The sequence below is a fragment of the Mitsuokella jalaludinii DSM 13811 genome (assembly GCF_000702905.1).
Classification (GTDB): Bacteria; Bacillota; Negativicutes; order Selenomonadales; family Selenomonadaceae; genus Mitsuokella; species Mitsuokella jalaludinii.
The window spans coordinates 1-12,154 of sequence record NZ_JNKR01000034.1 but is presented as its reverse complement, the minus strand read 5'-3'; the positions used below and the strand labels follow the sequence as shown (position 1 = coordinate 12,154).

The following is a 12,154-nucleotide window of genomic DNA, read 5'->3' as shown; positions in this document are numbered from 1 at the left end:
CGTCCCGAGATGAAGTATCTCATAGCACAAGCTAGTAAGACACCTTGAAGAAGACAAGGTTGATAGGGTAGATGTGGAAGTGCTGCAAGGCATGAAGCTGACTACTACTAATATGTCGAGGGCTTAACTAGAGAACTGAAGTGTTCGCAGAGTAATTTCTTCTGTATAGTTTTGAATGTGCAAGCATTCAAATAGAATATCCGGTGATGATGCCTGAATGGTTCCACCTGTTCCCATACCGAACACAGTAGTTAAGCATTCAGAGGCCGAAAGTACTTGTCTGGAGACGGACTGGGAGGATAGGAAGTTGCCGGTTAAGCAAGGGCTCCGCTGAGGCGGAGCTTTTTTTGTGCTCTGAAAATGAATGTGGTATAATGAATGCGTTATTATATTGAAAGCTGATTGGAAGATTGAGGGACGACAGCATGAACAATGTCTATGCACTCGTAGAGCACTTTTATGAAAACAACATCGATGCGGAACCGATACTCGCACAGGACTTCCTGGAGAAGTATCTGCGCAAGCACGCTTGGCATGGTGCAGACGATCGGGCTCTCCAGAGAATCTGGGCCGTTGTCCGTATGCTCATCACCTATATCGAGCAGATGCATCTCTATTCCTTCGCATCGCTGACAGTCTACGATTATCAGGAGATTCTCTATCGACTGGCACAGTCTGAGACCAATTTTGACCTGACGGAGGCAGATGTCAAGGAGTGCTTTGACATCATGGAAGATTTCTATGCCTGCTATCACAAGGAATATGAAGATGGAGATGAACTCGTCTACCTGCAGGATGCACGCGCGTCTGTCTACGAAGATGGGAAGTTCCTCATGCCGCCGCGCCGCTCGCAGGATGAGTTCTACAGCTCGCTCAACCATCAGGAGAACGTCACAGAGGAAGATGTCGATAAGCTCAATGCGTTGCTCGACGATCTGCTGCACCGCGTCGGCGTGTATTTCCATGGGAAGCAGTTCCTGCGCGATATGAACCGCGCCCTGCTGCTCTATTCTGGACCCGACTATGCGTCCATTCCCGCCGAGGATAATCTGACGCCTGAACAGGAGATGTACTGGCTGAGCTTCTGGGATTACTTCCTGTTCGACTACCACATGATTGAATCAGATGAAGTGCCGCTGCGCTACTATTTCCAGCATGAGAAGGCGAGATTGACTATCTCAGAGCAGGATATCATCCGCGATCTCCTGGGCGCGAAGTTCACGGTCTTTTATGTCGAGAGCATCCGCGAAGACTTCGTGACCTGCCGCAATCTCTTCACGGATGAGTGCATCGATCTGCCAGACCCCGACTGGATTTATCCCGATGCCGAGCACATGATCTTCTTCGGCCATTTGCATGCGCGCGGGGTCATGATGCTCAACTACGTGACTTCGCTGCCCGCGAGCGACAAGCTGCGCCGCCGCATGAAGGATATCATCCTGCGCCAGCTTGAGTTCTTCCGCTGCCAGAAGCCCGGCGCGACACTCGACGACTTCTTCCAGCGCGATGCCGTGGCCGTTCGCCATACGCTCAACATCATGGCGAACTTCGCGCAGCTCAATGTCGTGCCGCTGCGCAAGGCACCGAAGCCCCTGCCAGTCAATCTCGATATCCGCCGGAGCTTCCAGGATGAAGAGCGCGTCCTGCGCGAAGTCTCGCTCAGGATTGGGTTCAGTGCCTTCTCGGTACAGTTGATCTGCAAGCTCTTTGAGGATTACATGTCCGTAGCGGACCCCGCTCCTTACCCGGAAGAGATGCCTGCCATCATCACGGCTTGCCTGCTTTGCTACGGCACGATCAACGGCCTCGATTTCGAGGATATCCCCGAACTGTACGATCTCTTCGGTGCCGACCACGATGCCATCCAGCACCACATCGAGACACTGCGCCAGCGCCTCGGGTGCACCCGCTTCGATCCGCGCTACCTCACCGAGGAGGGCACCGTCTCATCGCTGTACCTGAGCTGAGGAGAATGGCAAGTGCAAGGTGCTCGACTCGAAGATGGTGCAGTATCCATCAGGGGGCGTTGCTCGATGCGGTGCAGGGCGAACTCAAGCTGACAACGGTTGCGATTTCAGTAAGATAATAGATTCAGTAGTAAAGAAAGAGGTGTATCATGCAGGAGCGTGAGAATCAGACGGGAAGCTCGGCGGAGGAACCGCGCGTACGAGTGATGTCGGAGGACGAAGCGCGGGATTATCAGGGTGTGACGATCGAAGAACACAAGGATGGCAGCGGGCAGCGCGTTGAAGACGCACAGGACCGCTATGGGAGCGCCGATGGTCTGCATGGTAGCGGCATCCGCATCCACACGTTCGGCACGGCGAACTCGATGAATTGGCTGACGAAGGCGGCACTCGTCGTCGGCGGGGCGGCTGTCGTCGCCTTCCTCGTCTTCGTGGCCCTGCCGGTACTTCTCGCAGCCGCAGGCATCGGCGTGGCATCCTGGCTTTTGCTGCGCTTCTTCAGGGGCTGACCGTTCGCTCTTCAGAAGACCTCATCCAGCAGATGGGATGGGGTCTTTTTTTGTACCGTATATAATAAAATATCTATGTAGTTTATAGATATAATGGTATTAGACTTATGATATAGGGATGGCTATAATAAGAATCAAGAAAGACAAAGACAAGCTCCACTGAGGTGAAGCGGGAATCAAACACGAGAGCATACTGGAAAGATAGGAGCGATGACGATGGAGAGAGAAGAAGCCGTCAAGCACATGACGGATGTCATGGCAAAATTTGTAGCCTTCACAGGAAAGCGCCTGCCGGATGATGTGCGCGCAAAGATCGAGGAGCTGGCTCAGCAGGAGGAGGAACCTCTGGCCAAGGCAATCTACAAGACTATGGAGCGCAACCAGGAGCTCGCAGTGAAACTCAATCGCCCGAGCTGCCAGGATACGGGCGCATTGCAGTTCTTCATCAAGTGCGGTACGGAATTCCCGTATATGGCAGAGCTGCCGGAGCTCCTGCGCCAGGCCGTCGTGCAGGCGACGAAGGATGCGCCGTTGCGCCACAATGCTGTCGAGACCTTTGATGAGTACAATACGGGCAAGAACGTGGCCAAGAACATCCCGTCTCTTTTCTGGGACATTGCACCGGGCCGCGATGACTGTGAGATCTACACCTACATGGCGGGCGGCGGCTGTTCACTGCCGGGCCACGCCAAGGTCCTGATGCCGGGCGAGGGCTATGAAGGCGTGACGAAGTTCGTGCTCGATGTCATGACGAGCTACGGTCTCAATGCCTGCCCGCCATTGCTCGTCGGTGTCGGCATCGGCACTTCGGTCGAGGTCGCGGCACTGCAGTCGAAGAAGGCGCTGATGCGCCGCATCGGCTCGCACAACCCCAATCCAAAAGCAGCGAAGATGGAGCGGCTCTTAGAAGACGGCATCAATGCGATCGGCCTCGGCCCACAGGGCTTGCGCGGCAAGAACTCGGTTCTCGGGGTCAACATCGAGAACAGCGCGCGCCATCCGTCTGTCATCGGCGTGGCCGTCAATGTCGGCTGCTGGTCACACCGCCGCGGCCACATCGTCTTTAACAAAGAACTCAACTACACGATCGATTCGCATTCGGAGGTGGATTTCTGATGGCTAAGAAAGTACTCACGACGCCAATCAGCGCAGAAGATCTCGAGGACATCCATGTTGGCGATGTCATTTACCTGACGGGCAAGCTCACGACGTGCCGCGATGTCGCGCATCGCCGTGTCATCGAAGAGGGGCGCAAGCTGCCGGTCGATATCCGCGACGGCGCCATCCTGCACGCAGGCCCAATCATCCGTCAACGCGGCGAGGGCGACTATGAGATGGTCACCGTCGGACCGACGACCTCGATGCGCATGGAGAAATTCGAGGAGGCATTCATCAAGGAGACCGGTGTCCGCCTGATCATCGGCAAGGGCGGCATGGGTGAGGGGACGATGCGCGGCCGCCGCGACAACAAGGCCCTGCACTGCGTCTTTCCTGCGGGCTGTGCCGTCGTCGCGGCGACCTGTGTCGAGAAGATCCTCTCGGCCAACTGGAAAGATCTCGGCATGCCGGAGACGCTCTGGACCTGCCAGGTCAAAGAATTCGGCCCGCTCATTGTCTCCATCGACACGCACGGGCGCAACCTCTTTGAAGAGAATAAGGTCATCTTCAACGAGCGCAAGGAAAAAGTCTTCCAGGAGATCGCCAGCCAGGTCGGCTTCATCAAGTGAGTGTTATCTTTGCATATATCAGACGAGCATTGCCCTGCGGGCGGATGCTCGTCTTTTGTCTTTGTCCGGCGTGCGGCTGGCTGCATGGTACAGGTGTGCGATTGTGCTATAATGAGAGGAGCAGAAGCAAATGAGAAGGAGTGATTATCTTGGATTTTCTTTCGTTTTTACAGCGGGCCGTCACGCCGTTCCACGCGGTGCAGGCCGGAGAAGAGATGCTGCATGAGGCGGGCTTTACAGAACTTGACCTGCGAGCTCCCTGGCGCCTGCAGCCGGGCCGGTCGTACATGACGCGCGTCTTTGACTCGACACTCGTGGCGTTTCGGATCGGAGAAAAGCCGCGCGCACACCTGCACGTCGCGACGGCGCATACGGATTTCCCCTGCCTGCGCGTCAAGCCGTCGGCGCTTGTCTCCACGAAGGGATACGGCACGCTCAATGTCGAGGTCTACGGCGGCATGATACGGAGTTCCTGGCTCGACCGGCCGCTGTCGCTCGCGGGCAAGGTCGTGCTCGCGGGCGAGGATCCGTACGAGCCGGAGGTACGCCTCATCGACATCGGCAGGCCGCTACTGACGATTCCGCATCTCGCCATCCACATGAACCGCAAGGTCAACGAGGGCGAGACGCTCAATCCGCAGAAGGACCTGCTGCCGCTCTTTGCGATGCTCGGCGACGGCGCGCGCAAGGATGCGGGCGATGCCTTCCTCGACTTCCTGGCAAAGGAATGCCAGCTTGACCGCGAGCGCATCCTCTCGTATGAGCTCACAGTCTATCCGACCGATGCACCGTGCCTGCTAGGCGCGAAACAGGAGTTCTTATCGGCTTCGCGTCTCGACAATATGACATCCGTCTACGCCTGCCTGGAAGGAATCCTGCACGGCAAGAGCGCGGACGGCATCCAGTGCATCGCGCTCTTTGACAATGAAGAAGTCGGCAGCTGCACGAAGCAGGGCGCGGACTCCATGGCGCTGCCGAACATCCTCATGCGGCTCTACAGCTTACTCGGCTACGGACAGGATGCCTATTTTGCCGACCTCGCGCGCGGGTTCCTGCTCTCGCTCGACGTCGCCCATGCGCTGCACCCCAATGCACCCGAGAAAGCTGATTTGACGAATATACCGTGCCTTGGCGGCGGCGTGACGATCAAGGCGGCCTGCAGCCAGGCATATGCGGGCGATGCAGAGGCCATTGCGGTGACGAAGGCGCTCTGCCAGGCACACGCCATCCCGTATCAGATGTTCCTCAACCGCTCGGACATGCGCGGCGGCTCGACGCTCGGCTCGATGCTCTCGGCCAACATGCCGATGCGCGCGATGGATGTCGGTGCAGCCATCCTCGCGATGCATTCGGCCCGTGAGACGATGGCCCGTGCGGACCAGGGGGCGCTCGAGCGTCTCGTCACCGTCTTCTTTAGCCGTTGATTCCGCACATCCGTGCATTCGTGCAATTGAGAAGGAAGGCCGCCCACTGCGGACGTCTTTTCCTGGCAGTTGACTTTTACCTGTAATGTTGTTAGACTAAGAAACTATAAACCGATTGTAATCCAATCGTGAATGCAAATAGGACGTGATAGTTATGAAGCGAGAATACAGATCCTGGTACAGTGACCGCCTGCAGCGCGAGATGAACATCCGCGTCTACGGCCATACGGGTACGCCGCTGCTCATCCTGCCGACGCAGGATTCGATGTGCGACAACTTTGAGAACTTCGGCATGATCGATACGGTTGCACCGGAGATCGAAGCGGGCAAGATCCAGCTCTTTGCCGTCGATACGGTGGACCGCGAGACGTGGTCGAATGTCTGGGGCGATAAGGGCTGGCGCGCTGCGCGTCAGGAGGATTACTACAACTACCTCATCGAGGAAGTCCTGCCGTTCATCCGCACGGAGAACGGCACGGGCCGCCTGCCGATTGCCGTCGGCTGCAGCCTCGGCGGGCTGCATGCGGCCATCGTCTTCCTGCGCCGTCCGGATCTCTTCGGCGGCATGATGGCGCTTTCGGGCGTCTACGACGCAAAGTTCTTCTTTGATGGCTGGGAAGACGGGACGCTCTACCAGAATTCCCCGGTTGACTTCCTCGCGAACATGCCCGCAGATCACCCGTACATCTCCCTCTACAATCAGCGCCGGATCGTCTTCTGCGTCGGGCAGGGCCGCTGGGAAGACGAAGGGCGGCGCACGACGGCTATCATGCGCGACATCTTTGCCGCCAAGGGCATCCACGCCTGGGTGGACTTCTGGGGCTATGATGTCGATCACGACTGGTGCTGGTGGAAGAAACAGCTGCGCTACTTCCTGCCGTACGTTCTCGGCGAGCAGGGCTGAAGATGCGCTCCCTGATGGCGCGATTGAATGGAATGTGAATTGAGAAAGGAATCTTGTACGAATGAATTTCATCTTTATCTCCCCGCAGTTCCCGAAACACTACTGGAATTTCTGCGACCGCCTCAAGAAGAACGGCGTCAATGTGCTCGGCATCGGCGACAGTCCGTATGATGCGCTCTCCGATGAGCTCAAGAATGCCCTGACGGAGTACTACTACCTGCCGCATCTCGATGACTACGGCGAGATGGTCAAGGCTGTCGGCTTCTTCACCTTCAAGTACGGCAAGATCGACTGGATTGAGTCGAACAATGAATTCTGGCTCGAGCAGGATGCGCGCCTGCGCACGGACTTTCACGTCACGACGGGCGAGCAGTACGACCACATCGACCGCATCAAGAACAAGTCGGCCATGAAGGCGTACTACGCCAAGGCGGGTGTGCCGACAGCGCGCCTGCATAAGGTCACCTCGTTTGAAGCAGGGCGCGACTTTGCGCACATGGTCGGCTATCCGGTCATCGTCAAGCCGGACAATGGTGTCGGCGCCTGCGATACCTACAAGCTCCGCAGCGATGATGAGCTCGCGTACTTCTACGCGACGAAGCCGCAGGATGTGCCCTATGTCATGGAGGAGTTCATCAATGGACAGATCTTCTCCTACGATGCGATCCTTGACTCCCACTCGGAGCCGCTCTTCGAGTCGACGACGGCCTGGCCGCCGTCCATCATGGACATCGTCCTCAAGCAGCTCGACCTCGCGTACTACACGGCAGCTACGGTGCCTGAGGCACTGCGCCGCGCAGGCCGCGCGACGGTCAAGGCATTTGGCGTGCGCAGCCGCTTCGTCCATCTCGAATTCTTCTGCCTCGCCGAGGACAAGGAAGGCCTCGGCAAGAAGGGCGACTTCGTCGGCCTCGAGGTCAACATGCGCCCTGCGGGCGGCTACACGCCGGACATGATGAACTACGCGCACTCGACGGATGTCTACCAGATCTGGGCCGACATGGTCACGACGGACCGCCGCATCCTGCCGGATTCCGGCCAGCACTGCTACTGCGTCTACGCAGGCCGCCGCGACTGCTACCACTATGTGCACAGCCACGAGGAAGTCATGCAGCGTTACGGCAAGAACATGGTCATGTGCGAGCGCATGCCGGAGATGATGGTCCCGCAGATGGGCAACCAGATGTACACGGTCAAGCTGCCGGATCAGCAGGCGACGGAGGAGTTCATCCACTTCGTCCAGGAGCGCTGAGCGCATATTTACCTAAAATTAACATAGCCACAACAAAGCATCCCTGCCAAACGGTTACAATGATATTGTTCAGAAATGAAATATCAGGCACCCCGCAGGGATGCTTTTGTTTGGGAGGAACTCGCACATGAAAATGCAGGCAAAGAACCTCAATCTCTATTACGGGACACATCAGGCCCTGTTTGATGTCTCACTTGAGGTGCCGGAAAACAAGGTTGTCGCGCTCATCGGGCCGTCGGGCTGCGGCAAGTCGACGTTCTTGCGCACGCTCAACCGCATGAATGACCTCATCGACGGCGTGCAGATTGACGGCAAGATCACGCTTGACGATCGGGATATCTACGACAAGGACGTCGACCTCGTCAACCTGCGCAAGCGCGTGGGCATGGTCTTCCAACGCCCGAACCCGTTCCCGATGTCCATCTACGATAACGTCGCCTATGGCTGCCGCGTGCACGGCCTGACGGATAAGAAGCGCCTGGATGAGATCGTGGAGAAGAGCCTGCGCGGTGCGGCACTCTGGGATGAGGTCAAGGACCGGCTCGATGCCTCGGCCATGGGTATGTCGGGCGGCCAGCAGCAGCGCCTCTGCATCGCACGCGTCATGGCCGTCGAGCCGGAAGTCGTCCTGATGGATGAGCCGTGCTCGGCACTCGACCCGATCTCGACGATGAAGATCGAGGAACTCGTGCAGGAGATCAAGAAGGAGTACACGATTGTCATGGTCACCCACAATATGCAGCAGGCGGCTCGTGTCTCCGATTACACGGCATTCTTCCTCAACGGCAAGCTCATCGAACACGACACGACGGACGTCATCTTCACGAAGCCGCACGACAAGAAGACGGAAGACTACATCACAGGGAGGTTCGGCTGATATGGAACGCCAGACAAGACAGGAATACATCCACGACCTCGAAGTCGTGCAGGATCTCGTCGCCACGATGGGCGACAAGGCTCTCGACAATGTCGAGAAATCGATGAAGGCTCTCCTGGAAGGAGATACGGCCCTCGCGAAGAGCGTCATGAAGGCAGACGACGTAATCGATGACATGATTGTCGACGTCGAGGACAAGTGCATCCTCTTGATTGCCAAACAGCAGCCGATCGCGCATGACCTGCGCGTCATCGCGACGGGCTTCAAGATGTCGACGGATATCGAGCGCATCGGCGATCATGCCTTTGACATTGCCAAGACGGCAGTCTCCGTCAATGAACCGCTGAATCCGGACTGCAAGCACTGGATCGAGGAGCTCGGCAACAGTGCTGCGGCGATGCTGCGCCGCGCCGTCAAGGCGTATCGCGACAAGAGCGTCCAGGAGGCCGACGAGGTCCGCAAGCTGGACAAGCAGATGGATGAAGTCTTCGAGCACACGTTTTACGCACTCTCGGATTTCGTCACGAAGGAGGGGGCGCGTCAGCAAGGGGCGACACAGCTCCTCTTCATCGCGCGCTTCCTCGAGCGCATCGGCGACCACGCCGTCAACATTGCGGAGTGGGTCATCTACCTCGAGACGGCCGAGCGCATCCACCAGAAGAAGAACCGCCTGATCTGAGCCGTTCATACACCTATACATACATCCTCATGAGAAAAGACCGTCCGGTCGCCTCCGCGCTCTGCGCTGGCTGGTGATCGGGCGTCTTTTTGTGCGGGCGATGGGCAGGGATTTGCGCATCTGTTGTCGAAAATGAATCATGATATAAGCCAGTGACTTAATATTCATCGATAGAAAAGGAGTGCTGAACCATGGATGTCTTTTCCTGCATTGCCACGCGCCACAGCACGCGCAAATTCAAAGAGGAACCTGTGCCGCAGGAGGTACTCGACAAGGTTATCGAGGCGGGCCGCCAGGCACCGAGCGGCAAGCACAAGAACCAGAGCCGCTTTATCGTGATCCGCAAGAAGGAAGTCCTGCAGGAGCTCATCGCGCTCGTGCAGCAGGAGTTCGCGAAGATGGAGGTCACGCCGGAAAACGATGACAACTTCGGCGGGGCCATCCGCGCGGCGAAGAAGGGCGGCTATGTGTTCATGTACAACGCCCCCGTCCTCATCGTCGTAGCCAACAAGAGGGATTACGGCAATAAATATGCCGATGTCTCGTGTGCCATGCAGAACATGATGCTCGCGGCCAATGCGCTGGACCTCGGCTCGTGCTGGATCAACCAGCTGCGCTGGCTGCAGGACAATCCCGTCCTCCGGGCGTACCTGCAGAAACTCGGCATGGCAGAAGACGAGGAAGTCTGCGCTTCTCTGAGCATCGGCTATCCCGATACGCCGGACGGTCTTCCCGGCCGCCGCGTCATGCCGGTCACGGGCAATCCCGTCGTCTACATCAATTGAGCGAGGCTTATCATGCATACGAAGTTCAAGATCCTGATGCTCGTGCGCCACGGGCAGAGCACAGGCAATGTCGATCAGCCGACGCATGATCATGCGAGCATCCCGTTGACGGCGCTCGGGGAGGAGCAGGCGAAGAAGCTCAGCGCGCGCATCGATGTGCGCCCTGACCTCATCGTCGTGTCCTCGTTCCGCCGGGCTCAGCAGACAGCCGAGCCGCTGCGCGAGAAATTCCCGGATGTGCCTGTCGAAATCTGGCCGGATACGGCGGAGTTCACCTACCTCTCACCGGCGCGCTGCCGGGGCACGCGGCGCACGGAGCGGCTGCCCTGGGTCAAGGCGTATTGGCAGGAACAGGACCCGCGTTACTGCGACGGCGCAGGGGCGGAGACCTTCCACGATCTCGTCACACGCGCAACGCTCGTCCTGCAGCGCGTCGAGGAGCGGCCGGAGGAGCGGATCATGCTCTTTTCGCACGGCCAGTTCATCAGCTGTCTCTTGGACGTCGCGCGTCATCCCTATGCCACGGACGGCGAGCGCATGGCCATCTTCCGCAGCTTGCCCGAACTCGAGAACACGGGCCTCGTCTATCTGCTCCTGCCGCAGCACGAGTGATCGACATCGAAGGCGGAGGGGAAACTATCGTCTCATGAGAGAGGACATGGATGAAGATGGAGCGGATTTCCATTGCAAAATGTGTTCTCCTTCGCTATAATACTCTTATATATAATGAAGAACATATAAGAGGCAGTAGATTCCTGCTTTGCAAGCCATGCAACATGATGGGAGCAAGAAAGCCGGGCCTTAGGGCTCGGCTTTTTGCTGTCATGAAGCTGGGAAGAAGACTGTTTTGATTGTGAGGGGATATCATGACAAGAGAACTTCCGAAACACGGAGAGATCTGGCGGCACTTCAAGAACCGTCTCTATGAGATCATCGAGTGCCCGGTCATCCATACCGAGACGAATGAGCGCATGGTCTGTTACCGCGCGCTCTACGGCGATTACATGGTCTATGTGCGGCCGCTCCTGATGTTCATGAGTGAGGTTGATCGCGAGAAGTACCCTGATGCAGCGCAGACGTATCGCTTCGAGAGGGCTGTCCCGGCGGATGACTGCTGATAAGCGCATCGATTGCGGAAGACTCGATTGCGAGAAAAGAGACGGATGATGGGGGAGTATATATGATGAGAGAGCATTCCTGCTATGAAAATATGCCCGGCGCATTTTGCCTGATGCGGGCAGATGGCTCCGAGCGCATCGTGCGATGTAACGAGATGATGCTCGCTCTGTTTCAGTGCAGCACCGAAAAAGCCTTCCTGGAATTGACGGGCGGCTGCCTGCGCGGCATGGTGATCGCCGAGGATTATCGGCAGATCTCGGCACAGCTCGGTGTCTGGCAGAGGGAAAAAAGCGCCGATGCACATTATCTGGACTTTGAACTGTGCACATCGGCTGCTCACGTCCGGCGCGTCGACATGTACCTGCGCCGCATCGAGCAGGATGGTGAAGCGTTCTGGTCCATCTGCCTCATGGATGCCAATATGCGCACGCTGATGCATGTCCCCGGTGCCATGGACGGACTGCTGCCGCGCGGGACCTTTTATCAGGAGGCCCTGCGCCAGGCCATGAAAGACCGCGATATGCATGTCTTCGGCAGCCATTGCCCCGTTTACTTCAATTAAAATGAGGCCAGGAATCTTCTCACTTCAGTCAGGAGAGAAATGGCCGCAACGGTAGTCACTTGGAATACTGATTCTGGATGTATTTTGCGACTACTTCCTTGCTCATGTTGCCAAGTGTGCTCATATAGTAGCTGCGTGATCAGATATGACCGCCCCAGAATTTATCGTGCTTGATCTCGGGATGTTTTTTGAGGAACAGTCTGGCACTGCCGCCTTTGAGTGCCTTGACGATGTTTGTCGGCGTATACTTTGGCTTGAAGCTGATGAGCATGTGCACATGCTCTGGCATAACTTCCAGCTCTTCGACGGTCACATCGTTCAGCTGCGCGATGCGCAGCAAGATATCCTT

At 57.2% G+C, this 12,154-nt stretch carries 13 protein-coding genes, 2 rRNA genes and 1 pseudogene; 15 read left to right on the top strand and 1 reads right to left on the bottom strand.

Annotated elements, in window-relative coordinates; translation table 11 throughout:
* The 15 genes from T518_RS12235 to T518_RS10355 all read left to right on the top strand — a co-directional run.
* Positions 1–131, top strand: a 23S ribosomal RNA gene (locus tag T518_RS12235); the annotation flags it as partial.
* A gap of 68 nt (positions 132–199) precedes the next feature.
* Positions 200–316: ribosomal RNA gene (rrf, locus tag T518_RS10420) — 5S ribosomal RNA — on the top strand.
* Positions 317–425: 109 nt separating this feature from the next.
* The gene (locus T518_RS10415) at positions 426–1,967 is read left to right on the top strand and encodes a hypothetical protein (protein ID WP_036378701.1); all 1,542 of its coding nucleotides are present in this window, start codon (positions 426–428) and stop codon (positions 1,965–1,967) included.
* 149 nt (positions 1,968–2,116) lie between these two features.
* A complete protein-coding gene (locus T518_RS11470) occupies positions 2,117–2,476 on the top strand; it encodes a hypothetical protein (RefSeq protein ID WP_051652306.1) in 360 nt (119 codons plus the stop codon).
* Positions 2,477–2,692: 216 nt separating this feature from the next.
* A complete protein-coding gene (gene ttdA, locus T518_RS10405; protein ID WP_036378702.1) occupies positions 2,693–3,592 on the top strand; it encodes a L(+)-tartrate dehydratase subunit alpha in 900 nt (299 codons plus the stop codon).
* Complete coding sequence (gene ttdB / locus T518_RS10400; RefSeq protein ID WP_036378700.1) at positions 3,592–4,203, top strand: L(+)-tartrate dehydratase subunit beta; 612 nt, start codon at positions 3,592–3,594, stop codon at positions 4,201–4,203. The genes ttdA and ttdB overlap by 1 nt, the downstream gene beginning before the upstream one ends.
* 149 nt (positions 4,204–4,352) lie before the next feature.
* The gene (locus T518_RS10395) at positions 4,353–5,627 is read left to right on the top strand and encodes a M18 family aminopeptidase (RefSeq protein ID WP_244881946.1); all 1,275 of its coding nucleotides are present in this window, start codon (positions 4,353–4,355) and stop codon (positions 5,625–5,627) included.
* Between the two features lie 154 nt (positions 5,628–5,781).
* Positions 5,782–6,531, top strand: a complete 750-nt coding sequence (locus T518_RS10390) for an esterase family protein (RefSeq protein ID WP_036378698.1) — start codon at positions 5,782–5,784, stop codon at positions 6,529–6,531.
* 61 nt (positions 6,532–6,592) lie between these two features.
* Positions 6,593–7,783: an ATP-grasp domain-containing protein gene (locus tag T518_RS10385; RefSeq protein ID WP_036378696.1), complete on the top strand. Its 1,191-nt coding sequence runs from the start codon at positions 6,593–6,595 to the stop codon at positions 7,781–7,783.
* A 127-nt stretch (positions 7,784–7,910) separates the two neighbouring features.
* The gene (gene pstB, locus T518_RS10380) at positions 7,911–8,660 is read left to right on the top strand and encodes a phosphate ABC transporter ATP-binding protein PstB (protein ID WP_036378693.1); all 750 of its coding nucleotides are present in this window, start codon (positions 7,911–7,913) and stop codon (positions 8,658–8,660) included.
* A gap of 1 nt (position 8,661) precedes the next feature.
* Positions 8,662–9,339 carry a phosphate signaling complex protein PhoU gene (phoU, locus tag T518_RS10375; RefSeq protein ID WP_036378690.1) on the top strand — a complete coding sequence of 226 codons (678 nt, stop codon included), beginning with the start codon at positions 8,662–8,664 and terminating at the stop codon, positions 9,337–9,339.
* A 191-nt stretch (positions 9,340–9,530) separates the two neighbouring features.
* Positions 9,531–10,124 (top strand): nitroreductase, encoded by a 594-nt coding sequence (locus T518_RS10370; RefSeq protein ID WP_036378688.1) that lies wholly within the window; start codon positions 9,531–9,533, stop codon positions 10,122–10,124.
* Between the two features lie 12 nt (positions 10,125–10,136).
* Entirely contained in the window at positions 10,137–10,736 is a 600-nt protein-coding gene (locus tag T518_RS10365) for a histidine phosphatase family protein (RefSeq protein ID WP_036378686.1), read from the top strand.
* Positions 10,737–10,990: 254 nt separating this feature from the next.
* Positions 10,991–11,242, top strand: coding sequence for a DUF1653 domain-containing protein (locus T518_RS10360; RefSeq protein WP_036378684.1), 252 nt, complete (start codon positions 10,991–10,993; stop codon positions 11,240–11,242).
* A gap of 62 nt (positions 11,243–11,304) precedes the next feature.
* Positions 11,305–11,805, top strand: a complete 501-nt coding sequence (locus T518_RS10355) for a hypothetical protein (RefSeq protein WP_036378682.1) — start codon at positions 11,305–11,307, stop codon at positions 11,803–11,805.
* Between the two features lie 55 nt (positions 11,806–11,860).
* On the opposite strand, the pseudogene tnpA reads toward T518_RS10355, so the two are convergent.
* Positions 11,861–12,154 (bottom strand): annotated as a pseudogene (gene tnpA / locus T518_RS10350) (IS200/IS605-like element ISMmu1 family transposase); the annotation flags it as partial.

What these genes read in the sequence shown, in the direction of transcription:
- ttdB (WP_036378700.1), top strand. Translation starts at nt 3,592, where the DNA reads ATGGCTAAGAAAGTACTCACGACGCCAATCAGCGCAGAAGATCTCGAG.
- phoU (WP_036378690.1), top strand. Translation starts at nt 8,662, where the DNA reads ATGGAACGCCAGACAAGACAGGAATACATCCACGACCTCGAAGTCGTG.
- ttdA (WP_036378702.1), top strand. Translation starts at nt 2,693, where the DNA reads ATGGAGAGAGAAGAAGCCGTCAAGCACATGACGGATGTCATGGCAAAA.
- pstB (WP_036378693.1), top strand. Translation starts at nt 7,911, where the DNA reads ATGAAAATGCAGGCAAAGAACCTCAATCTCTATTACGGGACACATCAG.
- T518_RS10415 (WP_036378701.1), top strand. Translation starts at nt 426, where the DNA reads ATGAACAATGTCTATGCACTCGTAGAGCACTTTTATGAAAACAACATC.
- T518_RS10365 (WP_036378686.1), top strand. Translation starts at nt 10,137, where the DNA reads ATGCATACGAAGTTCAAGATCCTGATGCTCGTGCGCCACGGGCAGAGC.
- T518_RS10360 (WP_036378684.1), top strand. Translation starts at nt 10,991, where the DNA reads ATGACAAGAGAACTTCCGAAACACGGAGAGATCTGGCGGCACTTCAAG.
- T518_RS10385 (WP_036378696.1), top strand. Translation starts at nt 6,593, where the DNA reads ATGAATTTCATCTTTATCTCCCCGCAGTTCCCGAAACACTACTGGAAT.
- T518_RS10390 (WP_036378698.1), top strand. Translation starts at nt 5,782, where the DNA reads ATGAAGCGAGAATACAGATCCTGGTACAGTGACCGCCTGCAGCGCGAG.
- T518_RS11470 (WP_051652306.1), top strand. Translation starts at nt 2,117, where the DNA reads ATGCAGGAGCGTGAGAATCAGACGGGAAGCTCGGCGGAGGAACCGCGC.
- T518_RS10370 (WP_036378688.1), top strand. Translation starts at nt 9,531, where the DNA reads ATGGATGTCTTTTCCTGCATTGCCACGCGCCACAGCACGCGCAAATTC.
- T518_RS10355 (WP_036378682.1), top strand. Translation starts at nt 11,305, where the DNA reads ATGATGAGAGAGCATTCCTGCTATGAAAATATGCCCGGCGCATTTTGC.